The organism is Dyadobacter sp. HNCC25DJ183, from assembly GCF_056895175.1.
Genome location: NZ_JBXHAP010000001.1, coordinates 100,902 through 127,009, shown reverse-complemented (window position 1 = coordinate 127,009; position 26,108 = coordinate 100,902). Strand labels below are relative to the sequence as shown.

Genomic DNA, 26,108 nt, shown 5'->3' with positions numbered 1-26,108 from the left:
ATCCTATGAATCAATTTCGACAATTTCCCTATTGTTCCGGATTGAATTCGTTCATTAAACTCTCATTGAGCCAGGTGCTCATTGGCGCAGCTTGTGGACTGAATGCGTACGCCGGTAACAACTACGCGATCCCGAATGCATATACCGAAAGCGGTAGAGTTGCGATCGACAAGAATATCAAGGGCAAAGTAACCGATGAAAGTGGTGCAAGTGTGCCCGGTGTAAGTATCCTTCTCAAAGGAACTACCATTGGGACAGTTTCCGATGCGGAAGGTGCTTATTCGATTAACGTACCAGATCAGGGCGGAACTCTGGTCTTTTCTTCCGTTGGTTTTGTGTCTCAGGAAGTCGCTGTCGGCAGCAACAATACAGTTGACATTAAACTGCTCTCCGACTCGAAAGCACTTTCGGAAGTAGTGGTTGTAGGCTACGGTAGCCAGCTGAAAAAAGAGATCACCGGTGCTGTGCAAACTGTCAAAAGCGAAGAGCTGAAAGATATTCCGGTTTCGCAGGTAACCCAGAAATTGCAGGGAAGACTTGCCGGTGTGCAGATCAACCAGACTACGGGTAAGCCGGGGCAGGGGATGTCCGTCCGTATACGCGGGCAGGTTTCTGTAACAGCAGGTAGTGATCCGCTATATGTTGTCGACGGCTTCCCGATCACCGGAACAATCGCACAAATGAACCCGGACGAGATTGACGATATTACAATACTGAAAGATGCTGCCTCGACCTCCCTTTACGGTTCCAGGGCAGCAAACGGCGTGGTGCTGATCACGACAAAAAGAGGCAAACCCGGACAGACCAGTGTAGGATTCAATGCATTTTACGGTTTCCAGAAGGTACCGCAAAAAGGGCGCATTGAAATGCTGACCGCGCAGGAATTTGCACAATTCAAGAAAGAACTCTTTGAAGATGAGAACAGAACAGTTCCGGCTCCATTTGACAAACCCGAGCAATTTGCCAATCAGAATAATGACTGGTACGATGCATTGCTGCGTACAGCACCGATCCAGAGCTACAACCTTACCGTGAGCTCGAACAAGGAAAATATGCGTACCTCACTCGTTGCGGGTATTTTCAACCAGGAAGGGGTTGTTATCAATAACAATTACAAGCGTTTTTCCCTGCGGATGAATACCGAATACGACATTTCCAGCAAGGTGAAGATCGGCTTCAATATCGCGCCGCAGTATGTTTACGATAATACACCAAGAACAGATGGTGACCGCGGTACAGGTATCCTCTTCAATGCACTGCATACCTGGCCGGTAATGCCGATCCGGGACGCGAACGGAGATTTGACGAAATTCAACCGTTTCCCTGATAACACCGGGAACATTTACGCTTATCCAAACTGGGTGCGCGCAGCAGAAGAGCTGACCAATGAAACGAAAATCACGAAACTGCTCGGAAACAGTTTCCTTCAATATCAGCCGATCAGAGGACTGACGCTTAAATCGACGTTGAACATTGAAATGGAGAGCAACAAGTTCTTCTTCTTCAACCCGTCGACGGCTACGAGCGCCATCAACGTACCTATCCCGACAACTGCTTCTTCCATTCGCCAGAACTATCAGAATTTCTCCTGGCTGAACGAGAACCTTGCCACTTACAACCACAGCTTTGGAGAGAAGCACAATTTTGAACTCCTGGGTGGTTTTACACAACAGAAGTTCCGCCAGGAATTTGACCGGATTACTACCAATACTTATACCGAAGACAGGCTGCCCACAATCCAGGGTGCATTGAACATCGACAGGGGCGGGACCTTCAATGTCAATGGTATCTCGGGCTCCAATACCTTCAATGGTGTAAATGAATGGTCACTGCTATCTTACATTTCACGTCTGACGTACAACTACAAAGGCAAGTACCTGTTTACTGCGGCTGTCCGCGCTGACGGATCTTCACGTTTCGGTTCTGAAAACCGCTGGGGAACATTCCCGTCTGTATCTGCGGGCTGGGTTGTATCTGACGAAAACTTTATGCAGTCCATCAGCCGCGTTTCATTTGCCAAACTGCGTGCGAGTTATGGTGTGATCGGGAACAACAACATTGGTAACTACACGCAGTACGCGCTCATCAGTCCGAATAATGCTGTGTTTGGAGATAAAGTGGGCCCTGGCGCGAACGTTACTTCCCTTGCAAACCCAAACCTGGGCTGGGAAACTACAAAGCAATTTGATACGGGTCTTGATCTGGGTTTGTTCAACGACAGGATCCAGTTCATTTATGATTTTTACACCAAGCGTACTACCAATCTGCTTTATGCGGTTCAGGTTCCTCAGGAGTCAGGCTTTACCAACTACAATGATAACATTGGTGAGATCAAATTTTGGGGACATGAATTTTCGATCACTTCCCGCAACCTCGACGGTCGGTTGAAATGGACTACCAATGCAAACATTTCATTTAACCGCAACAAAGTCCTTGAACTTGCCCCGGGTATCGACCGCGTGTATGGTACTTTCCACATTACGCAAGTCGGTCAACCATTCGGCCAGTTTTATGGAATGGTGAAAGAAGGCTTTTACGAGAGTGCCGAAGATCTTGCAAACTCACCCGTGATACCTGGCCGCTCCGCAATCGGAACGATCAAATTACGTGATGTGAATGGCGACGGTGTAATCACTTACGGTGGCGATGCCGACGACCGTACCATCATCGGAAGTCCTTTTCCAAAGTTCACTTATGGTATTACCAACAACCTGAGCTACAAAAACTGGGATCTTTCCGTTGTTGGTTCAGGATCGCAGGGTAACCAGCTTTGGGTACGTCACATGTACAGTACTGCCAACCTCGACGGCGTTTTCAACATGGTTGCCGGTGTAAAAGACCGCTTCCGTGTGAAGAATGTAACCAACGAAAAAGGAGTGGGTATAGCTACAACTGTGATTTCAAAAGGAGATGGCAGGTTTGGCGCGACTAACAATGGTGGAAACTTCACCGGGATTGAGCGTGACTGGAACAGTTCTCACTTCCTGGCTAACGCATCTTACTTCACGATCAAGAACGTGACAGTAGGCTACAATATCGGCGCTGTAAACAAATTCTTCAAATCAGCCCGCTTGTACGCTTCGATTCAGCAGGTGTATGTTTTCACGAAATATTGGGGTGGACCTAACCCGGAAACGAGCGCACAGCCAGACGGACAAAGTGACGGCGGTAACCTGAGCCAGGGTGTCGACTTCTCAAACTATCCTGTACCACGTACCTGGACACTGGGAGTGAACCTTAACTTTTAGTAAGATCAGTTACAGATCCATTTTAATCTGAAAAGAAATGAAAATAAGATATATAGCAGCCTTGTTTCTGGCGAGTATCCTGAGCAGCTGCGGCGATAACTTCCTAAGTGTAATACCTGAAACTGCATTAAGTTCCGGCGTCTTCTTCAAGACGCAAAACGACTTTGAGCAGGCTGTCAATTCGGCTTATGTGCCTTTCCGGCAAATGTATAACGAGCGTGCCTGGGTGTTAGAAGAAATGCATTCGGACAACACTTATTATGCAAGGAATGTACTTTACGGCGCAGTAGACGCGACTGAGAACGTGGCTGACTTTGCAATCCCAACAGCTGGCGGCGTTACTGCGAATGACAATGTGCTCGTTCAATACAGGCTGAATTACCAGATCATTTCACGCGCTAACCAGATTCTTGTTCTGATAGATGGCGTGGATTTTGATGCAACAGCCAAAAAGAACCTCAAAGGTCAGGCGCTGTTCCTGCGTGCATTTGCTTACTTCGATCTGATCCGGTTGTTCGGAAAAGTGCCATTGCATCTTGAACCGGTAACAAGCAGGGAGGATGCCGCATTACCACTTTCAACTGCCGAAGAAGTGTATGCGCAGATTGAAAAAGATGCTATTGAAGCCAGTACTCTTTTGCCAAACAAAGCCAAGCAAGAAGCTGGCCGTGCTACTTCCGGCGCTGCCAAAACACTGCTGGCAAACCTTTATTTGACCCAGAAATCGTGGGCGAAAGTGGAACCGCTGATGAAGGATGTAATTGCAAATGACGGCTATGCATTGATGCCGGACTATGCGAATGCATTCTCGACTACAACGGGAAACAAGAATAACCAGGAGTCGGTTTTTGAAATCCAGTACATGGAAGGATCCGCTGGCTATAATGGAAATCAGATTTACCGTTTTCTTCCGTCACCAATTACAGCCACTGAAATCGCGCCGATTACCGGTACTTCTAATCCGCAGGGAACTTCTCAGGAGAGTAACAACATTCCCACGCCCGACCTGATCGCTGCTTACGAGCCGGGCGACTTGCGCAAGGAAGCATCAATCGGATATGTGACGCTGAGTTCGAGCCAGGTTGAAAACAAGGTTTATCCCTATATTAAGAAGTATGCAAAAACGCATTCACTTCATAACAATACGGGTCAAAACTGGCCTGTGTACCGGTATTCGGAAGTGCTGCTGTTCCTCGCCGAATCGCTGAATGAGCAAGGCAAACCGGCCGAAGCGGCAACTTACCTCAACCAGGTACGCAAGCGCGCAGGTCTTGCCAACACGACAGCTACGTCACAAGCGACAATGCGCGAAGCTATATTTAAAGAAAGGCGCGTAGAACTGGCTTTCGAAAACAAACGCTGGTTTGACCTGACCAGAACAGGACGCGTGAAGGAAATTATCGGTGCTTACGGAGCGAAAGTAAAAGCAAATCCAGCAGCCTACTACTTCCCCAAAGGCGCAGTTCCGCCGCCAAATGCATTTACGGTACTCGACGATTACTATGGCCTTCCAGCCGTGGAGTCCGCGTTGACGCCTTACTTTTGATGTTGAATGACTGAATGAGAGAATATGCATTGGAGGAGTGGAGTGAAGTGGGAGTAGTTTGTTCTTTAAATTCTTAGTTATTCAGCGAAAAAAGTGCAGCAGCTCCGGCCAGCTGTACTTTTTTCATTCAAAAAGACCCCGGCTACTTAATCCAAGCCATGCAAAACCAAATTCACTCATTCACTCATTCACTCATTCAAAATTGAAAATTCCCTAATCGCTTCCCCCGACACAACAGGATGGTCTCGTGAAACATTAGCTTTAATATTGTTATAATCAGAATAATTTATGTTTTAGTCAGTTAGACTAAGATCCTAATAATGAAAGATTAACTCCTGCATGGAGGCATAGTAACAATGCAGACAAGCTAATTTCTGAGAATCACCTTTTCTTCAAATTATAATTATTAACGCTGAGCTGTAAAATGTACACGAAAAAACAATGGTTAAAACTCCCAATGACACTTACGGTATTGGTTGCTGTATGTGTTTTCTGTGGAGTGATGCTAAGTAACCGAACCGCTAAACACCGTCCGCCAGGCTCGAAAGTTGACAAGATCAAATTACCCGAAGGTTTTAAAGCGGAACATTTGTATAGTCCTTCCGAGGAACAAAATGGCTCGTGGGTTTCAATGACCTTTGATAACAAAGGTCGCATGATCACCTCAGATCAATATGGCGGACTGTTCCGGCTGGTACTGCCTCCGATTGGTTCTACTGAAAAACCAACAGTAGAGACTCTGAAAGTAGAAGGCGATACTGCGAAAGTGGCAATGGGCTACGCGCACGGTTTGCTATATGCTTTCAACAGCTTGTATGTCATGATCAATAACCGCGAAAACCCGAGATTTCCAAAGGGTAGCGGATTGTATCGTTTACAGGATACAGACAACAATGATCAATATGACAAGATCACATTGCTGAAAGCCTTGAAGGGCGAAGGTGAACACGGGCCGCACAGCATTGTGCTTTCACCGGACAAACAATCGCTTTATGTAGTAGCAGGTAACTTCACCGACCTGCCGAAAATGGACAGCTATCGCTTGATGCCCAACTGGAAGAATGATAACCTTTTTCCATTCATCAAAGATCCACGCGGACATGCAGCTGACAGGCACGCGCCGGGCGGCTGGATCGCACATACTGATCCGGAAGGAAAAAACTGGGAACTGGTAAGTGCAGGATACCGTAACTCTTACGATATCGCATTCAACGAAGCGGGCGACCTGTTCATTTATGACTCAGATATGGAATGGGATTTCGGAACTCCCTGGTACCGCCCGACACGCGTTTGTCATGCTACAAGTGGCGGCGACTACGGTTGGAGAACGGGATCAGCCAACACATCGCCTTCATTTGCTGACTTCCTTTCACCGATCATGAATATCGGACAAGGATCGCCAACCAACCTGATCTACCTGAGTGACGCCCGCTTTCCTGCTAAATACAAAAACACGCTGCTGGCATTCGACTGGAGTTTCGGGATCGTGCATGGCCTGCATTTGAAACCCAACGGATCCACATACTCGGCTGATCACGAAGAGTTTTTGTCAGGCGCGCCGCTTCCCTTGACGGATGGAGCTATCGGCCCTGATGGCGCATTGTACTTTCTTACCGGCGGCCGTCGTCTGGAATCAGATCTGTATCGCGTTTACTATGGTGACTACAAAAACATCCCGGCAGGTTCAAACACAGTTAAACCAACACTGACAGCGGAGCACAAGCAACGCACGGAGTTGGAAAAATTCCACGCGAAAAAAGACCCGAAAGCAGTCGCTACTGCCTGGCCTTACCTGAAAAGCCCTGATCGCTTCCTGAGATTCGCTGCGCGGTTAGCTATTGAACATCAGCCTGTTGCAGAGTGGGAGAATAAAGTTTATGCAGAGAAAGATCCTCAGACATTAATTTACGCGTCCATTGCACTGGCACGGGAAGGTGACTCGACCAAAGTAGGAGGGCCGATCCTCAAAGGTTTGACGAAGATCGACTATGCGAAGCTCGACGATCTGCAAAAGCAAGCATTGCTGCGCGCTGTGGAAGTAACGCTGTACCGTACCGGTCAGCCGGATGCAACTACAAAGCAAGCGGTAATTGCTTATTTGAACCCGAAATATCCATCAACCAATGCGCTTCAAAATCGCTTTTTGAGCAAGATCCTTGTGACACTCGAAGCACCGAAAGTGGTTGAAAAGACACTGGCGCTGATCGAGAAAAACGAGAAGTTTGATGATAAGGACAACGAAATGGTGACAGCGTCAGCTGACCTGATCCTGAGAAATCCGCAGTACGGTCTTGACTTGGCAAGTTTGCTTGAAAAAATGCCGCCACAGCAGCAGACATTCTACGCAATTATGCTGAGTAGTGCTAAAACTGGCTGGACTCCTGCTTTGAGAGAGCAATATTTCACCTGGTTCAAAAAGGCATTCAGCTACCAGGGCGGTCGTAGTTATATTGGATTTATTGACAAAGCGCGTCAGCTTGCTTTAAAGAATGTACCGCAGGATCAAGTAGCTAAGTACAACAAACTATCTGGTGCCGAGCTGCTTACAGGTACCGGAAACGATCTTGTAAAACTGTACACTCCGAAAGGTCCAGGCCGTGGATGGAAAGTCGAAGAAGCAGTTGCATTGGTTCAGGATAGTCTTGCTAACCGTGATTTTGAGAAAGGAAAAATGATTTTCTCTGCTGTGCTATGTAATCGTTGCCACGTTATCCAGGGTGAAGGTTCTGATGTGGGCCCGGACTTAACACAATTAGGAACCCGTTTTTCAGTGAAAGACATGCTCGAATCGATCATTGATCCGAATAAAACCATTTCTGATCAGTTCGGCTCGATTGCTTATACAATGAAAAACGGCGAGTCGATAGTGGGACGGCAGATCAATGAAGATGCCAATTTTTATTACATCGCACAAAACCCGTTTGACTCCAAAACAGTACGAAAACTGAGCAAAAAGGAAGTCGCTTCCTCTAAATTGTCAACTGTTTCCGTAATGCTGCCAGGTTTGATCAATGGTTTGAACCCGAATGAGCTGCGCGATCTGGTTGCATATCTGATGTCGGGAGGTAACAAAAACAACCCGATTTACACTGAATCAGGGGCAGCAAAAGGTGGAAAGTAGATCAACGTTTTTTTGAGTAGAATATAATTTATTAAGCTTAAGATAGTGGTGTCGCGTGTTGTATTGTCCGGCTTTAAAGGCTGACAATACCGGCGGCATCACTACTTTTTTTAGGCAAATTCAATTATTTAAGCTTCATAATGACAAGAATTTCAGGTAGAAGGAAGGTCTTAAAAAACCTCGCAATGGGAGCGGGGATCGTGCCATTTACAGCCTCATTATCAAAAGCATTTGCAGATTCACAAAATGCACTTGGCCCTCAGCTGAATGGAAAGATCAACCACTCGGTTTGCAAATGGTGTTACAGTAAAATTCCGCTTGAAACATTCGCACAGGAATGCAAGAAAATTGGCATTACCTCCATCGAACTGCTCGGACCAGAAGAATGGCCGGTTATCAAAAAACACGGACTGACCTGCGCGCTTCCCTGGGGCGAGGGCCTGACCCGGAGTATCGATAAGGGTTTCAATGATCCCGCCAACCATGACGAACTGGTGAAAGGGTTTGAGGATGTAATTCCGAAAGTTCAGGCGGCAGGGTATGACAAGATCATTTGCTTTTCTGGAAACCGGCGTGGCATGTCGGATGTGGATGGAATGCGGAACTGTGCAGTCGGAATTAAAAGGTTGATACCGCTCTGCGAAAAACATAATGTGACACTGGTGATGGAGCTGTTGAATAGCAAGGTAAACCACCGGGACTACATGTGCGACCGGACAGAGTGGGGGGCAGGCCTCTGCGATATGGTTGGCTCGGAAAAATTCAAGCTGCTTTACGACATTTACCACATGCAAATTCAGGAAGGCGACGTAATCGCGACCATCCGAAAGTATCACAAGTATATTGCGCATTACCACACGGGCGGTGTTCCGGGTAGACATGAAATTGATGAAACGCAGGAGCTTTATTATCCGACGATCATGAAAGCAATTGTTGAAACCGGTTACAAAGGATTTGTGGGACAGGAGTTTGTTCCGAGCCGCAACAATGATATCGCTTCGCTAAAACAAGGAGTTACAATCTGTGACATTGCCTGATACTTCAAAACTTACAATTATGTCGAGCCGACGCAACGCATTAAAAAATATCGCCGCCAGTACTGCCGGTGTACTTTCCATATCTGATGTTTTTGCAGCTACCGAAAAAGTACTCGGTCCAAAGCTGAAAGGTAAAATCAATCATTCTGTTTGTAAATGGTGTTATGGTAAAATTCCACTGGACACGTTTGCGCAGGAATGCAAAAAGATCGGAATTACTTCCATTGAGCTATTAGGTCCCGAAGACTGGCCAACCCTGAAAAAGTACGGACTTACCTGCGCACTGCCGAACGGCGCAGGAATGGGAATCGAAAAAGGATTTAACGATCTGGCATTGCACGACGAGCTGGTGAAGAGTTATGAGGATCTTTTTCCAAAATTAAAGGAAGCAGGATATTCAACCGTCATCTGCTTTTCAGGAAACCGTCGCGGAATGTCGGACATTGACGGAATGAGGAACTGCGCCATCGGACTAAGAAGGTTAATGCCGTCGGCTGAAAAGTATGGCATCACGATGATCATGGAGTTGCTCAACAGCAAGGTGAACCACAGGGATTATATGTGCGACCACACAGCCTGGGGAGCTGGTCTTTGTGAAATGGTTGGTTCCGAGCGGTTCAAGTTGCTTTATGACATTTATCATATGTCTATTATGGAAGGCGACGTAATCGCTACGATTAACAAGTATCACAAATACATTGGTCACTACCACACAGGCGGAGTTCCCGGACGGAACGAGATTGACGAAGGTCAGGAACTTTATTATCCTGCCATTATGAAGGCAATTGTAGATACTGGCTACAAAGGCTTTGTGGCTCAGGAGTTTATACCAAAGCGCGAGCCGCTGGCATCCCTGAAACAATGTGTTGAGATCTGCGACATCGCTTGATTTTCAAATTCCGGGAAGAATTTCAAACAAGCCAATAACCGACTGTAATACATTTGAAATGCAGTCAGTTAGCGGTGAATAAAGCAAGCTTACAGCGCCTGAGAATTGATCAGAGCTTTCGCTCCTGAATATCGGGCAGGATTAATCAAATCTCAGGCGCTTCTGAATAGGTAATGGAGCTGCCCAGGTAGCAGTTTTAAGAGACTGTCACGCAGAAGCTGTATGAATGTTATAAAAGTATTGAATGTATAGTCGCCGCAATTTCAGTAAACGAAAGTTGTATAATTTATATTATGTTAAATAGCTATTTTACTGTCTCCTAACTCTACTAGTATAACCACTTAAGTATCTACAAGTACCCCACGCTAATCAATTGCTGCTGATACTGATGATAATATGAAAATTGCTCCTGCACAATTTTCATATTATGAATAACACACCTCTTATTTCTGTTGCTCTCTGTACTTATAACGGGCAGCGATTTTTGAAGAAACAATTAGACTCACTCGTCACGCAATCATACAATAATCTAGAAATCGTTGTCGTTGACGATTGTTCCACAGATCTTACTTTTGACATTCTCCTGACTTACGCTGCTGAGTATCCATTCATCCGGATACATTCCAACGAATCAAGATTAGGCTATAACAAGAACTTTGAAAAAGCTCTGAAGCTTTGCGCCGGCCAGTTCATCGCGATATGCGACCAGGACGATATCTGGAGTAAAGAAAAACTGAGAGTTCAACTACAAGCCATTCAAAATCATACACTTATCTATTGCGATTCAGATTTAATTGACAGCAGTGGTAAAGCAATGGACCGCAGAATGTCAGGCAAATTTAACTTCTACAAGGGTTCAACGCCGGAAACGTTTCTTTTCATGAATTGTGTTTCCGGCCACACGATATTGATGCGGCGGTCGCTTTTGAATTACGCACTACCCTTCTCGAGCGAATTCCATTATGACCAGTGGCTTGCCTACGTTGCATGCTGCGTTGGATCAATCGATTTCGTCAGCGAAAGTCTTGTTCAATATCGGATACATGATCACAACTGCACAAACTTACTTGCCTCGCCAATGAGACGTGCAGGTCCCCGGATCATCAAAGACAAGATTCAGATAGAGAGTAACTGGCTTGAAGCCTGCTCACTGATCGAATCGTCTTCGCAAAGTTTCGTAAAATTTTTACATCGAAAAAGCCTCTGTAGAAACAACTCATTTTTCCACTTTTCCTATGCTTATACGATTTGGAAGAACAGATCAAGCCTGTTGTATATTCTTAAAAAAAGCAGTATCAGCAAATTGTTCTTCATAATCAAGAAAAGTTGGGGTTTAAAGGCTAAGGGGCTTATCCGTGTTACATGCATCATCTAGGATTTCAAAACAGGCATCACATGGATGAACCGCTGATCTCAATTGCACTTTGTGTGTACAACGGGGAAAAGTTTTTGAGAGAACAACTGAATTCATTGATCCATCAAAGCTATGAAAACAAGGAAATCATCGCGGTAGATGATAATAGCACGGATGCGTCATGGAATATTCTGCTTGAGTATCAGCAACGATATCCATTCCTTCACCTGTACAAAAATGAGGTCAATGTAGGTTACAGCAAGAATTTCGAAAAGGCTCTTCAACTTTGCAATGGTTCATACATCGCATTGTCAGATCAGGATGATATCTGGCATCCGGAGAAGTTGCGACGACTGGTTGAAGAGATTGGAAGTCACCAACTTGTATACCATGATTCCAGTTTCATAGATGAAAGCGGAGCATCTCTTAACAGGAAAATGTCAGATGTGATTAATCTGTATAACGGAGATCAGCCAGCGGTTTTCCTACTGTTTAATTGCGTTTCCGGCCATAGCTGTTTGTTTAGGAAAGACCTTCTCAAAAATATTCTGCCGTTTAATCCCGAGTATTTTCACGATCATTGGATAGCATATGCTGCCGCCAATTTAGGTACGATTCATTGCGTGCGGGAATGCCTCGTCGATTACAGGCAACATTCCAGTAATTCCACTGATATACTTAATTACAGAAAGACGGTCAACAAACATTATCATGAGAATCGGGATATTGTGAAACTCGAACGGGAACTGAAATGGATCAGACATTGTGCCGGATTTACGCTCAATAAAAATCCAGCTTTTGTGAAAAAACTAGCGGCCCTATTTGAGACCCGCCTACACTCCTACCTCTCCATTGCCTACGCCCGATTTATTCTTGAACATTATGAAACGTTGTACTTCATTCAAAAAACCAGGAAGTCAAAACGGAATGCATTCATCTATCGGCAGATATGGGGATTGAAAGCAAAATTGATATGGAGCCGACTGTTTGGAAAATCAGCGAAATGATATGAGAGGAATTTGGATAGTGATATTGAGTTTTCTTCTCGTAGTTGCTATACGGCTTTGCTATGTTGAAAACTATGCTGTAGCGCTACCTTTCTGGGATCAATGGGACGCCGAAGGAGATCATTTAATACGCCCCTGGGTGGAAGGAACTCTCAAAGTATCAGATCTTTGGAACCCACACAATGAGCACCGCATCTTCCCTACCCGACTGTTTTCACTGATGTTATTCCAGATCACAGGTCAATGGAATAACCTCTTTTCCGCAAAAGTCAATGTAGTTCTTGCAGCTACTATCCCTACAATCCTACTTGGTTTTCTTTACAGGTTCAATGGCCTGAATGGAAGAAAATGGTGGATTTTACCTGTTTTGATTGCACAGTTCACACTTCCATTCTCTTTCGAAAACTGGCTGGTAGGATTTCAAAGCCAGTTCTACTTTCTGATACTGTTTGTAGTGACAGCTTTTGGTCTGAGCACTGCCTTTCCGGAAAGAGCCTCGGCGCAATTTTTAGTCTTCTTACTCTGCTTCCTAAGTACCCTCACCACGGCGTCAGGCATTCTGACTCCACTTACAGTAGCAGGTGTGTATCTGCTTCAATGGCTAAGCGAACCCGGAAACAAGATTCAGTATTGGATTCTTGTTGCAGCTTTAACAATAATGGCCATAATCGGATATTTCCAAATTCCGCACATTGCAGCTCATGACATGTACCGCGCAAGAAATTTGTCAGAATGGACACATTCATTGTTACTGATTCTGAGCTGGCCTGTTGGTCCCCACAACTGGATCGCTGCTCCACTTTGGTCGCCTGCGCTCATTACCCTTGCATTTTTGTTGAAACGGAACAGGCTCCGTAAAAGTGATTTCTTTATGGCAGGATGTGTAATGTGGTCCCTGACTCAAGCTATGGCTATTGCATTCGGCCGTGGACAGGAACTTACAGCTTTACCTTCCCGATATACAGAATTGCTAAGTATTGGACTGGTCGCGAATGCGTGGTTTGCAATTCGTTTTGTGGAGGAATACAAAGTGGCAAAATGGTACAAATATCTGATCCTAAGTATCTTCCCTCTGTTTTTTCATGGGCACAGAAAGAGGTTCAAATCAGATATGCATGACGTACAACGGGTGCACCGACATTCCGTTGTTCAAACCAAAAACGTAATTAGCTACCTTCAAACAAACAATCCGAACTACCTTCGGCAACCCACAATGCATATTCCTTATCCGGATCCGGTTCGGTTGAAGCAGCTGTTGGATAATCGGACTATCATAACATTGCTCCCGCCTGAGATCGGTAGTAACTCGCATTTTAACGCTATTGGAACAAAAAAAGAGCAGTAACTTTCGTTACCGCTCTTTCCAATATTCAAAAAACTAATATTGCTTACTGCTCAACACAAGCAACACCTTTGCTTGTAAATTGTTCCAGTACGCTGTTCACAGTTGCAAGTGTTTCTTTTGCTTCCGCTTCGTCTTTCGCCTGAATTGCTTTTTCGAAGTATGGTTTCGCTTTTTTGAATTTACCGCAAACGCGACCTTCAACTTCTTTACCTCTCTGCTGATACTCTGTCATGTTCATGTTATCAACTTCGCCTTTCAACTGAACAGCCTCATTAAAGTAGAACACGCCAAGGTTGAAAAGTGCATCGTAGTTAGCAGCGTCAATTTGCAATACTTTCTGATAGTTAGCCATTGCTTTGCTTGCTGCATCTGCTTGTTTTGCTTTCAGGTCAGCCAGTTCTTTTTCAGATCCTGAGCTTGCACTGCTTTTTGCAGCTTCCTGCGCAGCACTTACTTCACCTTCCAGTTTGGTAATAGCAGCAAGTGATTCCTTTTTCTTTGCATTTACATCAGCAAGCTGACGTTTCAGATCAGCATTTTTCGGCTGCTTCTTGATCAATGCGCTGATACGTTTTACTTCACCATCATAAACTTCGATCTTACCTTTTTCGCTTTCAAGATTTTTAGTCAATGTAGCTGCCGAATTTGCACCTGATCCTGACTTAGCGCTCATTTGCTTGATCTTGTCAGCTGCTGTTCTCTGCATGTTATCATACAGGATTGCAAGGTTCACGATGTTCTGTGTATTGTTAGGATCAGCAGCGGCCAAACCTTCAAGCTCTTTGATAGCCTGGTCTTCCTTACCAGATGCAAGCAAAATATTCACAACTTCCGCTTTAAGATCTTTGTTGTTAGGAGATTGAGTTAATCCTTTATTCAAAGTCTCGATTGCTTTATCAAAGTTGTTTTCTGCACGGTACAGCTGAGCCAAACCATAGTATACGCTTGGATCTTTACCGCCATTTGTTGCATAAGTTTCGAAAGACTTTTTAGCATCTTCCTTTTTATCCAACTGCTGCGCCGCAATACCGGCATACAAAGAAGCAAGTGTATCTTTTTTATTGATCTCCTGCGCCATTGAAAACATTTCAAGAGCTCCGTTCAGGTTTTTAGCCTGGTACTTCTCAGCTCCCTGTCTTACAAATGCATTAAAAAGCTGAGTGCCCTCTCCTGCTGTAAGTGCCGCTGTTGCTTCTTTCGAAGATTTCCCTGGCTCCCCTTTTTTGGTTACGTCAAGTTCAACAACTTTTTTATATGCTTCCATTGCAGTCTTTGCAGCACTCGAATCGACCTGAGAAGCCTGCGATGCGATGTTTTCGTACAACTTGGCACGCTCCATCCAAAATGCAGCTTTTGCGCTTGCCTTTGGATCAGTTACATCTTTATCGCTTTTCTCTTTTTCCTTTCGAAATCCGTCTACCAGAGCCTTGTTGACAGCATCGTCTTGCGCGACTGCTGCCAGGCTGAAAAGGCTAAGTGCAGATACAAAAAACAGTCTTTTCATAAATATTAACTTTGATTGTGATTGGTTTGTTCGAATCCTAAATATAAATCAATTAATATAATTTTTACAAAAATCATGCCTCTGGTTCCTCAGAAGGATCATTTTCGTCTTCCTCATCGTCTTCGATCACATCGTCTTCCACCTCTTCGTCAAGCTCATCAGCGGGCAGGATTTCCTCTCCGTCGAGCACTTGTCCTTCTGCAATCGGCTTGGCAATTACATTACCATCCTCATCCAGCTCAGCCGCCTTCTCGTCCGGATCTTTCAGGATCCTCGTTACCGATGTGATCTCGTCAGAGTTGTTCAATCTGATCAACTTCACACCCTGCGTATTACGACCAGCTAGACGGATATCCAACACGCTCATCCTGATCGCGATACCATTCCGTGTGATGATCATCAGGTCATCCTGCTCAGTTACCTCCCGGATTGCAACCAGTTTTCCAACTTTATCGGTTGCATTCATCGTGGAAACTCCCTTACCACCGCGGTTTGTTACGCGGTAACTATCTATATTCGAACGTTTTCCAAAACCATTTTCAGAAACAACCAGGAGCTGCGCATCTTCACGGTTGATACAAACCATTCCGATTACCTTGTTGCCTGGTTCGGTCAGGTTGATACCTCTAACTCCCGCAGCAGTTCTTCCCATCGGACGAACTCCTTTCTCATTGAAGCGAACCGCACGGCCGGCACTAGACGCAATTACAATATCATTATCTCCATTCGTCAGCGCCACATTCAGAAGCCTGTCGCCTTCATTGATCGAGATTGCGATAATTCCGTTTGCACGTGGTCTTGAATAAGCTTCCAGCAAAGTCTTCTTAATTGTGCCCTGCTGGGTACACATAATGAGGTAATTATTGTTGATATAATCCTCATCTGACAAAGTACGCACATTGATCACCGAGCGTATTGAGTCACCATTTTCCAAACTGATCAAATTCTGGATCGGCCGGCCTTTCGATGTTTTGCTACCTTCCGGCACTTCATACACCTTCATCCAGAACAACTTACCATACTCAGTAAAGATCAGCAGGTAGTTAAGCATAGTCGCAGAGAACAAGTGCTCGGTGAAGTCGGTATCCTTGGTTTTCACGCCGCGTGACCCTACTCCGCCCCTTGTTTGCGTCCGGTACTCAGCCAAAGGTGTTCTTTTAATGTAACCTTCATTCGAGATCGTGATGAGCATTTCATCGTCAGGAATCATATCCTCATCGCTGAACTCTTCCGCAGCAAACTCGATTTTCGTCCGGCGCTCGTCGCCGTAACGTTCTTTAATCTCAGTCAACTCGGTCTTAATGATCTCGTATTTACGGAATTCATTTGCAAGAATGTCGCGCAAGTCTGCAATCAAGAGCATGATCTCCTCGTACTCCTTCACAATCTTGTCTCTTTCCAGACCTGTCAACCTTTGCAAACGCATTTCCAGAATCGCTTTCGCCTGGATCTCGCTCAATGCAAATTGCTCCATCAAACCATTTTTTGCTGTTTCAGGATCACGCGAGCTGCGGATCAATGAAATGACAGCATCCAGGTTGTCAAGTGCGATAATCAACCCTTCCAAAATATGCGCGCGCTTTTCAGCTTCTCTCAGCTCATACTCTGTACGGCGCGTGATTACCACGATCCGGTGATCTACGTAATGTTTGATCAGGTCTTTCAGGTTCAACGTAACAGGGCGGCCTTTTACAAGCGCCACGTTGTTTACGCCAAAAGAAGTCTGCAACGGTGTGTACTTGAACAAGTGGTTCAGTACAATGTTCGGAATCGCATCTTTTTTAAGATCAAAAACAATGCGCATTCCATCTCTATCCGATTCATCGCGGATATCAGAAATCCCGTCAAGTTTTTTCTCATTGATGAGCGCTGCAATCCTTTCGATCATTGCAGCCTTGTTGGTCATGTACGGAATTTCGGTAACAATGATCTGCTCCCGACCGTTTTTAGCAACTTCGAAAATCGCCTTGGAACGCATGATAATGCTACCGCGGCCGGTTTCCATTGCTGATCTTACGCCATTGTAACCATATATAATACCGCCTGTTGGAAAATCAGGAGCCTTGATGTGCTCCATCAACTGCGGAATGGTAATCTCATTATCGTCAATGTAAGCGAGCACACCGTCAACTACTTCCGACAGGTTATGCGGCGCCATATTCGTCGCCATACCAACCGCGATACCCGAAGAGCCATTTACAAGCAGGTTCGGGAATTTGGCAGGAAGTACGGTAGGTTCATTCAGCGAGTCGTCAAAGTTGGGCTGAAAATCAACCGTGTCCTTGCCCAGGTCATTCAAAAGTTCGTCGGCAATTCTTTTCAGACGCGCTTCTGTATAACGCATTGCCGCAGGATTGTCACCGTCGACAGAACCGAAGTTACCTTGTCCGTCAACCAATGGATACCGCAGCGACCAGGGTTGCGCCATACGCACCATGGTATTATAAACAGAAGAGTCACCGTGAGGGTGATACTTCCCTAAAACCTCCCCTACTATACGAGCTGACTTTTTATGCGCACGGTTGTAATTAACGCCCAGGTCCGACATTCCGTAGAGAACCCGCCTATGTACCGGTTTCAAGCCATCGCGAACGTCGGGCAATGCGCGGGAGATAATAACGGACATCGAATAGTCGATGTAGGCCCCGCGCATTTCATCCTCGATATTAATCGGAATAATGTTTTCACCAGAAGATTCTGCCATAAAGTGTTAGAAAAGAATCGAAATTTGTTAAAACGAGCGATTGGATATGTTCAACTGCTCAGTGAATTAATGCAATATTATCCTTTGTAAAAAGTCAAATTTCGCGATTTTTGCCCAGTCTAGCAACTATCTTTTATGCTATTTGGAGGCAGTCCGGCTATATGTGTGATCCCGTGTATTTTATGCCGATTATTACGTCCTGCAAAACTAAATTGGCATCTGTCATTAAAAAACGCTTTATTCCGGCTTATAACCGTTAGCTTACTTTCCTACCATTTCGATTATGCCCTTACTACTTACTTTCATTGCGATCCTGGCTTTGATTCTCCTGATCGCGTGGCTCAAAATTGATACGTTCATTTCATTTCTACTTGTATCGATCGGGCTTGGTCTTGCGAGCGGGTTGACTGTTGAAACGGTCAGTAAAGCAATTCAGAAAGGTGTAGGCGGAACGTTGGGCGACCTCGTTCTCATTGTAGGCTTCGGCGCCATGCTCGGGAAGATGGTGGCCGACAGCGGGGCTGCCCAAAGGATTACAGATGCATTGATCGGTTTATTCGGACAAAAATACATTCAATGGGGAATGGCGCTGGCGGGGTTTGTAATTGGAATCCCGCTTTTCTATAACGCAGGCTTTGTGATCGTAATCCCATTGATTTTCATGATCAGCGCCACTGCCCGCCTTCCATTACTTTATGTCGGTATTCCAATGCTCTCGGCGTTGTCGGTAGCACACGGTTACCTCCCACCCCACCCCTCGCCAGCCGCCATCGCCAGTCAGCTGAATGCTGATCTCGGTCAAACGCTTTTATACGGTATTATTGTCTCCATTCCTGCTATCGCAGTAGCAGGGCCGATTTTTGGAAGTACATTGAAACGCTTTCAACCAAAACCTGACGAAGATCTTTTTAATGTAAAAGCCAGGCCCAGCTCCGAGCTACCCGGGCTCGGTATCAGCATTATTACCGCATTGCTGCCTGTTTTTCTACTTACCGCGATGTCAGGTATCAAGCGGTATTATCCTGATAACAAGATCATCGGACTTCTTGCCGAACCGTATTTCGGTATGCTCCTCTCTGTACTTTTCGCGGCCTACACCCTCGGCATCGCCCGCGGAATGGATATGAAGAAGATCAGTAAATCAATGGAAGAAGCATTCAAAGGCGTATCTGTGATCCTGCTGATTATTGCCGGTGCAGGTGTATTCAAGGAGATCATGACAGCAAGCGGCGTGAGTACCTATATCGCAGAGAGCCTGGCTGGGATTGATGTATCTCCTTTGGTCCTGAGCTGGGGAATTGCTGCTGTGATACGCGTTTGCGTAGGTTCTGCAACGGTAGCCGGACTGACAACTGTGGGTATCCTTTCTCCTCTTTTGGTTAATGCTTCCGTACAGCCGGAATTGATCGTACTGTCCATTGGGTCAGGAAGTTTGATGTTTTCACACCTCAACGACGGCGGCTTCTGGCTGTTCAAAGAATACTTCAATCTAAGCATCAAAGACACGCTGCTTACCTGGTCTGTAATGGAAACAATTGTGTCAATTATGGGATTGGTGGGCGTTTTGATACTAAATTTGTTTTTGACCGTAGCGTAAGCATCCGGCAAATACCCCCCTTTTCCCGTTCGTTGAAACGAACGGAAATGGATGTTAAAAAAAAATCGCAAATCAATTTAATCCATACCCGTTCGCTTTAGCGAACGGAGGAAAACAAAAATGGAAAATACACCTGAATCAAATTTCGCGGCGCTTGGACTTACGCTGCCACCCGCTCCCAAGCCTCTTGGCGTTTACAAACCAATGATTATCGTTGACAAACGTTGGGTGTACGTATCGGGACACGGACCCGTACAAGACGATGCCAAATTGATCATCGGCAGGATCGGCGCGGATATGGACCAGGATCAGGGAAAGCTCGCAGCGCGCCAGGTTGGATTAACTATCCTATCTACATTGAAGGCAAATCTGGGCAGTCTGAACCGCGTGAAGAGAGTGATCAAAGTATTAGGAATGGTAAACTGTACGTCAGAGTTTGAAAAACATCCATTCATCATCAACGGTGCCAGCGAACTTTTTGCGAAGATCTGGGGTGAAGAAAACGGAATCGGCGTAAGAAGCGCCGTAGGAATGGGCAGCCTGCCAGACAACATTCCGGTAGAGATCGAGGCTATGTTTGAGCTTGAAGAGAAGTGATAGTTTTAATTTTGAATTCATTCACTCATTCACTCATTAAAACGCCATGTGGTACCAACTAGATAATCCCGATCAGGTTATTTCGCCTTCGCTGCTGTTTTTTGAAGACCGGATACGTCATAATATCCGGGGGATGATCAGCATTGCTGGAAGTGCGGAACGACTTGTTCCTCACGTAAAAACACACAAATGCGCAGAGATCGTTGCTATTCAGCTTGAACAGGGTATCAGCAAATTCAAATGCGCCACAATTGCCGAAGCAGAGATGGTCGCCAATGCGGGTGCGAAGTGGATCCTCCTTTCTTACCAGATGGTTGGTCCGAACATTGAGCGATTGTTCCGGCTGAAAGAAGCATTTCCTTATGTTGTCTTTTCATCTCTAGTAGATAATGAGAAATCAGCGAGCCAGCTTAACGATGCTGCACTGGCCCGTGGCCTGAAAGCAAGTGTGTTTATCGATGTCAACAATGGAATGAATCGGTCAGGTCACCCGATCGACGGTTCGCTGCTGTCGCTTTACAGGTTTCTCACAACGATGTCACACCTGGAAGTTGGCGGATTGCATGTGTATGACGGACATATCCGTAATCCGGAATTCTCTGAACGGAAAATCGCCAGTGACGCTGCCTATGATGAAGTACTGCCACTGATCGACCTGGTTAAAAATGACGTCGGGCGTGATCCCATGATCATAGTCGGCGGCTCTCCTTCCTTTACTGTTCATGCATTGCGAGAGCATGTATATCTGAGTCCAGGTACCAACATACTCTGGGATTGGGGCTACGGCGACCGGTTCGATGGCCAGCCTTTTGAGCATGCCGCATTGATACTGACGCGCGTTGTTTCAAAACCCACCGTCGGGATTGTCACCATCGACCTGGGACACAAAGCGATAGCGGCGGAAAACCCTATTGAAAACCGCCTCCGCATTTTGAACCTGAATGGATACACGTTGCTCAGCCAGAGTGAAGAACACGGGGTTTTACAGGTAAATAATGATGTTTGGGAAAGTGTTAATATAGGTGATGTCTTTTACGCATTACCCTATCACGTTTGCCCGACTGTCGCGCTTCACGACTTTGCTACTATCATTGAAGCCGGAGCGATCAAAGGCGAATGGAAGATTGTCGCACGGAGCCGGAGATTAACTATTTAAATCAATTTGTATGTTTTTATTTGATGCCCATCTCGATCTCTCCATGAACGCGGTGGAATGGAACCGGGACTTGACCCAGGACCTGTATGCAATTCGAGAGCGGGAAAAAAACCTGACCGACAAACCCGACCGCGGCAAAGGCGTAGTCAGTTTTCCGGAAATGCGGAAAGGTAATATCGGTATCTGCGTAGCCACGCAAATTGCCCGGTTTGTCAAGCCTGACAGTAAGATACCCGGCTGGCATTCCCAGGCCCAGGCCTGGGCGCAAAGCCAGGCGCAGATTGCGTGGTACAAGGCCATGGAGGAAGCGGGTGAAATGTTCCAGATCACGAATTTTGAACAACTCACGGCACATTTGTCACTTTGGCAAAATGCAGCTTCAACCGAAAACCTGCCGATCGGCTATATACTAAGTCTTGAAGGCGCGGATTCCCTGATCAGTCTGAAAAACCTGGAAATCGCCTACAACTACGGACTTCGCGCCATTGGCCCTGCGCATTACGGGCCTGGCGTATATGCCTATGGTACTGATTCTGACGCGCCATTGTCGCAAAAAGGAAAGGACCTGCTCCTCGAAATGGATAGGTTAAATATGATCCTCGACGCGACGCACTTATGCGATACTGCATTTTGGGAAGCGCTCAACATTTATAAAGGTCCGGTTTGGGCGAGTCACAACCTTACACGAGCCATTACTCCGCACAACCGCCAGTTTTCAGACGAGATGATCAAGGCACTGATCGAAAGAGGCGCGGTGATCGGAATGGCATTTGACGCGTGGATGATGATTCCCGGTTGGATAAGAGGAAAATCCACGCCCGAAAGTACCGGATTGAAGATCGGGCACATTGTACAGCATATTGATCATATTTGCCAGATAGCAGGCAATGCGGATCATGTAGGAATAGGATCTGACCTTGACGGCGCTTACGGCAAAGAACAATCTCCCGGCGACCTCGACTCCATTGCCGACCTGCAAACAATTGCTCCCCTCCTCGCCTCCCGCGGTTACGCTGATGAAGACATCGAGAAGATTATGTGGAAGAACTGGGTTGAGTTTCTGCGAATTGCCTGGGCTGGTTGATTGTTGTGTAAAGTAATTAATGTAAAATCTAATATTTTCTTAATAATATAATAAAACCTTTTTCAGAAAAGCTTCGCAATTTCGGCCTTACGAATTGCGAGGCTTTTTTGTTTACGTATAAAGCTGGAAATCGGAGCTTCTTATTTGGAATTATTATAAATAATTAGCATCTTTGATCCACAGCGATTGCCAATTGAATATCAACCGACCGTTAATTAGCCAGAATGAAAAACACATATAAGATTTCGTTTAGAACGCGGATCAAAAACAATAAGTCATTTCAACGCCTCCACGATTGCCTCAAACAATTGAATGTAAAACATTGGGCTTACGATTTCCAGGATCTGATGCTTACACTCACATCTGAGCTTTCAGACTTCAAAGTGATTGAGACTGCATTAAGATCCGCAGGATACGTTTGTCACTTCATCAAACTTGAAAACCTCGATTCGAGCGGCGGCGAGCTTGCTGTCGCCTGAAAATAAAAGCGGCCCGGCGAAATCGCCGGGCCGCTTTTGCTAGTAACCCTACCTATTCCTGGTCGGCAGATACCATGAAGTTCAAAAAGTAGAATACCTCTTCCTGACTTTTAATGTGATTTCGGGCAGCAGACAAATCATCCCCGATTTTAATGGTATAAGATGTTTCCGGCAATGTTTCAAACATATCTTCATCCGTAGTATCATCTCCTATCGCCAAAACGAAATCATAGCTGCCATTATCTACAAACATCTTCGTTGCAGTTCCCTTGTTGAATGCAGTCTTCTTAACTTCCACAACCTTGTTTCCATCAATTACCTGCAAGTTCATTTCAGGCTGAATGTAGTTTTTCAATTGCCATAACAACTCCTGAGCGCGACGTGTTGCGTATTCCGGGTCGTCAGCAGTACGATAGTGCCAGGCAAGCGAAGTTTCCTTTTCCTCCACAAATGCGCCAGGGCATCTTTTGGCATACATATCCATAATCGGGCGAATATTATCTTTCCATCCCTCCTCATAATTCTCGTTCAATGTCCAATCTTCTTCACCTTTCAATTTGATCAAAGCGCCGTGTTCGGCGATCATATGTACAGGTAAGTCCCTGAAAAGCTTGTCCAGGAAAAACTTGTCCCTTCCGCTCACGATTACTACCGTGTCACGCTGCGCAATTTCGCCGATCAGTCTTTTTACATCCTGAGAAATAATGGCCTTTGCGGGATCAGGCACGATCGGCGCGAGTGTACCATCATAGTCAAAAAACAGGATCCGGTTTGAAGCTCTTCGGTAAGCCAGACGGATCGCATTGATTCCATTGTCGGTCAAAAAAGCCTGTTTCAATCTTTCGTGTTCTTGTTCCAGCATTGTCATTTGTGTAAAAAAGTCGTTTGTCCACGCAAAAACATCGTAGTCTCTGATGCGCTCGCGCATTGCGTCCATTCGTTTAATCTGCTCCTCTTCCGGCATTTCAAATGCAAGCTTGATTGCATCTGCGATATCCTGTCTGTCAAGCGGGTTGATGATCAAAGCTTCACCAAGCTCCGCAGCGGCACCCGCCATTTCACTGAGTATCAATACTCCCCGGCGGTCTTTTCGACTAGCTACATATTCCTTGCAAACCAGATTCATACCATCTCGAACCGGCGTGATCAGTGCCACATCACTGGCAGTGTACATGCCGACAAGCTCATTGTAAGGCATCGAGCGATACTGATAGATAATGGGCTGCCAGGAGATACTTCCAAAATCTGCATTGATCTTCCCTACCGTTTGATCGATATCGGATTTCATCTGCTGATATTGCTCGATTGTGTCCCGTGAAGGCACTACCACCATCGCGAAAGAAACCTTTTCGTGCCACTCGGGGTATCGCTCCAAAAATCGCTGGTAACCACGCAGCCTGTGAATGATACCTTTGGAATAATCAAGCCTGTCCACAGAAAAGATAATCTTCTCCTTTAAAGATTGCCGGGCATCTTCCCTGGCGTGCACCACTTCCGGCTTATCGTAGGCGTCATTGAATTTGGCAAAATCAATACTGATCGGAAATGAATCAACCTTCACAATCCGGTTGCTCATATTAATGTAATGCAGCTTGTTGCCATGCTCCGAAACCAGACGCGCGGCCTTCAGAAAGTACTCTACATAATCATTGGTATGAAAACCAACCACATCAGCTCCTAAAATTCCATTGACAATCGCCTTCCGCCAGCCTGTCGGCAACATGCGGAAGAGTTCGTAGGAAGGAAAAGGTATGTGAAAGAAGAAGCCGACCTTGTTGGCAGCAAATTTCTCCCGGATCATGCCAGGCAGGAGCATCAACTGGTAATCCTGTACCCAAACCACATCGCCAGGTCTGATGATCTCTGACAGTTTTTCAAAGAAAAGCTGATTGGCCTGCTGATAAGCTTCGAAATAAGCGTCTTCAAAGCGGGCGAGCGACGGGAAGTAGTGACACAGCGGCCAGATGAGGTTGTTACAAAAACCTTCATAATAGTTTTCATTCATCTCTTCGGGAATGAAAACCGGATGCGCCTGGAAGTCGTCGTTCTCCATGGACTGTCCTTCCAGCTCCTCCTGCGTATTCTCCGAAAACCCAACCCATTGAATTTTCTCGTTCGCATTGAAAGCAGCATTGCTGGTATCTTTAACAAGCGATAAAACGGCAGAGACCAGACCGCCCGAATTTTGGAATAACCGGGGCTGGTCGTTCTCCCAAACCAGTTTGAAAGGCAGGCGGTACGCGACTATTATTAATCTTCCTGCACTACCATGATCTGATAAATTTTCCATAGACTACTATTTTACGTCAAAATTGTGCCATTCCGGTCTAAATCGACGGAATGCTGATATGTGTCCAAACTAAACCTGAAAGAAGCATAAAGGCGCACATTGCCCCTGCCAGTCTTTCTGAACAATTCGCTACACAATCTGGGGTTTTTTCTACTAGGCAGATTTTGGCTTTGCCTGAAATTGCATTAGCTTAGCCTCCGCAACCTCGTTCATCACATTACAGGAGTCGCTTCTGGCGAACCGCAAAATAATCCTAGGGTTACTTTGCAAGCATCTAAAAGTGCTGTTTTCCGCAGAATAATGTGATGACTGAACACAAATACAGGTTTCGAAAGAAAACCCTAGATTAGTCCTGGACTACAATCACGTAATCGCAGATTAATACTGTGCCACTCTTTGTTGTGGGTTGCGGGCGGTCAGAAATGACCGCCATTTTTTTGTTGTTTGCCCAATCCTGTCAGAAACAAAAAGCGGCAAGATTGCTCCTGCCGCTCTCATTTGTATATCTAATTAACTGTTAAGCGACGATCTTCACAGCCTGGCGGGCGATCAAAATCCATTTGCCGCCTGTCTGCTTTTGCCACACTTGCAACACTTTGATATTTGCATTGCCGGAGCCTTTTCCGGCGTCATTCGTCTTAGCGGTAAGAATGTGACGCACGATTGCTGCATTGCCAACTATCTTGATCGTCTGTTCCGTGAGATCCATTGTTACAAAGTCGTACTTGCCGGTCATCAGCGACTCGACGAATGTTTTCTGATCTTCAACCAACCCATTCGAATGGCCATAGCTCAGGTCTTTGGAAGAAATTGCTTCAAGTCCTTTTTGATTGGGTTCAACAAGCAGCAATTTCAAAGACTCCACTGCTTTTGCAACTTCTGATTCTTCCTTGCTTTGCGCCATACTTGATTGCGGGGTTAGTAGCGTGATTAACAAAAAAGCCAGGCAAATGCCCAACCAGCTTCTTGGGATAGCACTTTTCATGCAAGAGGTAATTTAAGTTTAAAATTGTTTCCTGACTTTAAAATACCATCCTCTCCGTTCTATACTGGCTTTTTAGCCACATATGATCATAAATCACCTGATCCAGGCCGAGCTCACGAAAAATAAAGCCAGATCCACAGTTACTTTCCAGTTAATGCTACGTCT

Annotated in this window: 17 protein-coding genes; 13 read left to right on the top strand and 4 right to left on the bottom strand. The window is 45.7% G+C overall.

Features of this window, described 5'->3' with window-relative positions; genetic code table 11:
• Positions 1 to 5: 5 nt before the first annotated feature.
• From AC1XTG_RS00480 to AC1XTG_RS00445, 8 genes are all read left to right on the top strand, one after another.
• Entirely contained in the window at positions 6 to 3,248 is a 3,243-nt protein-coding gene (locus AC1XTG_RS00480) for a SusC/RagA family TonB-linked outer membrane protein (protein ID WP_484840594.1), read from the top strand.
• 37 nt (positions 3,249 to 3,285) lie between these two features.
• On the top strand, positions 3,286 to 4,794 hold the full coding sequence (locus tag AC1XTG_RS00475) for a RagB/SusD family nutrient uptake outer membrane protein (protein ID WP_484840593.1): 1,509 nt from the start codon (positions 3,286 to 3,288) through the stop codon (positions 4,792 to 4,794).
• A 424-nt stretch (positions 4,795 to 5,218) separates the two neighbouring features.
• Positions 5,219 to 7,915, top strand: a complete 2,697-nt coding sequence (locus AC1XTG_RS00470; RefSeq protein ID WP_056288188.1) for a c-type cytochrome — start codon at positions 5,219 to 5,221, stop codon at positions 7,913 to 7,915.
• A 140-nt stretch (positions 7,916 to 8,055) separates the two neighbouring features.
• Complete coding sequence (locus tag AC1XTG_RS00465) at positions 8,056 to 8,952, top strand: hydroxypyruvate isomerase family protein (protein ID WP_056288191.1); 897 nt, start codon at positions 8,056 to 8,058, stop codon at positions 8,950 to 8,952.
• Positions 8,953 to 8,971: 19 nt separating this feature from the next.
• Entirely contained in the window at positions 8,972 to 9,841 is an 870-nt protein-coding gene (locus tag AC1XTG_RS00460) for a hydroxypyruvate isomerase family protein (RefSeq protein WP_484840592.1), read from the top strand.
• A gap of 427 nt (positions 9,842 to 10,268) precedes the next feature.
• Complete coding sequence (locus AC1XTG_RS00455) at positions 10,269 to 11,216, top strand: glycosyltransferase family 2 protein (RefSeq protein WP_484840591.1); 948 nt, start codon at positions 10,269 to 10,271, stop codon at positions 11,214 to 11,216.
• A 20-nt stretch (positions 11,217 to 11,236) separates the two neighbouring features.
• Positions 11,237 to 12,202 carry a glycosyltransferase family 2 protein gene (locus tag AC1XTG_RS00450; protein ID WP_484840590.1) on the top strand — a complete coding sequence of 322 codons (966 nt, stop codon included), beginning with the start codon at positions 11,237 to 11,239 and terminating at the stop codon, positions 12,200 to 12,202.
• 1 nt (position 12,203) lies between these two features.
• Positions 12,204 to 13,547 (top strand): hypothetical protein, encoded by a 1,344-nt coding sequence (locus tag AC1XTG_RS00445; protein ID WP_484840589.1) that lies wholly within the window; start codon positions 12,204 to 12,206, stop codon positions 13,545 to 13,547.
• A 43-nt stretch (positions 13,548 to 13,590) separates the two neighbouring features.
• Here AC1XTG_RS00445 and AC1XTG_RS00440 read toward each other — a convergent pair whose 3' ends face one another.
• Together AC1XTG_RS00440 and gyrA are read right to left on the bottom strand one after the other, a co-directional pair.
• Positions 13,591 to 15,051, bottom strand: coding sequence for a tetratricopeptide repeat protein (locus AC1XTG_RS00440; protein WP_056288206.1), 1,461 nt, complete (start codon positions 15,049 to 15,051; stop codon positions 13,591 to 13,593).
• Between the two features lie 73 nt (positions 15,052 to 15,124).
• Positions 15,125 to 17,755 (bottom strand): DNA gyrase subunit A, encoded by a 2,631-nt coding sequence (gene gyrA, locus AC1XTG_RS00435; RefSeq protein ID WP_056288209.1) that lies wholly within the window; start codon positions 17,753 to 17,755, stop codon positions 15,125 to 15,127.
• A 283-nt stretch (positions 17,756 to 18,038) separates the two neighbouring features.
• Between gyrA and AC1XTG_RS00430 the strand changes: the two genes are divergently transcribed.
• From AC1XTG_RS00430 to AC1XTG_RS00410, 5 genes are all read left to right on the top strand, one after another.
• Positions 18,039 to 19,352, top strand: a complete 1,314-nt coding sequence (locus AC1XTG_RS00430) for a GntT/GntP/DsdX family permease (RefSeq protein ID WP_484840588.1) — start codon at positions 18,039 to 18,041, stop codon at positions 19,350 to 19,352.
• 120 nt (positions 19,353 to 19,472) lie between these two features.
• Complete coding sequence (locus AC1XTG_RS00425) at positions 19,473 to 19,949, top strand: RidA family protein (RefSeq protein ID WP_056288214.1); 477 nt, start codon at positions 19,473 to 19,475, stop codon at positions 19,947 to 19,949.
• A gap of 46 nt (positions 19,950 to 19,995) precedes the next feature.
• Complete coding sequence (locus AC1XTG_RS00420; RefSeq protein WP_056288218.1) at positions 19,996 to 21,105, top strand: D-TA family PLP-dependent enzyme; 1,110 nt, start codon at positions 19,996 to 19,998, stop codon at positions 21,103 to 21,105.
• A 10-nt stretch (positions 21,106 to 21,115) separates the two neighbouring features.
• Positions 21,116 to 22,189 (top strand): dipeptidase, encoded by a 1,074-nt coding sequence (locus AC1XTG_RS00415; RefSeq protein WP_484840587.1) that lies wholly within the window; start codon positions 21,116 to 21,118, stop codon positions 22,187 to 22,189.
• A gap of 224 nt (positions 22,190 to 22,413) precedes the next feature.
• A complete protein-coding gene (locus AC1XTG_RS00410) occupies positions 22,414 to 22,668 on the top strand; it encodes a hypothetical protein (protein WP_056288225.1) in 255 nt (84 codons plus the stop codon).
• Between the two features lie 52 nt (positions 22,669 to 22,720).
• Here AC1XTG_RS00410 and AC1XTG_RS00405 read toward each other — a convergent pair whose 3' ends face one another.
• Positions 22,721 to 24,958, bottom strand: coding sequence for a bifunctional alpha,alpha-trehalose-phosphate synthase (UDP-forming)/trehalose-phosphatase (locus tag AC1XTG_RS00405; protein WP_484840586.1), 2,238 nt, complete (start codon positions 24,956 to 24,958; stop codon positions 22,721 to 22,723).
• A 517-nt stretch (positions 24,959 to 25,475) separates the two neighbouring features.
• On the bottom strand, positions 25,476 to 25,943 hold the full coding sequence (locus AC1XTG_RS00400) for a nuclear transport factor 2 family protein (protein WP_484840585.1): 468 nt from the start codon (positions 25,941 to 25,943) through the stop codon (positions 25,476 to 25,478).
• Positions 25,944 to 26,108 lie beyond the last annotated feature (165 nt).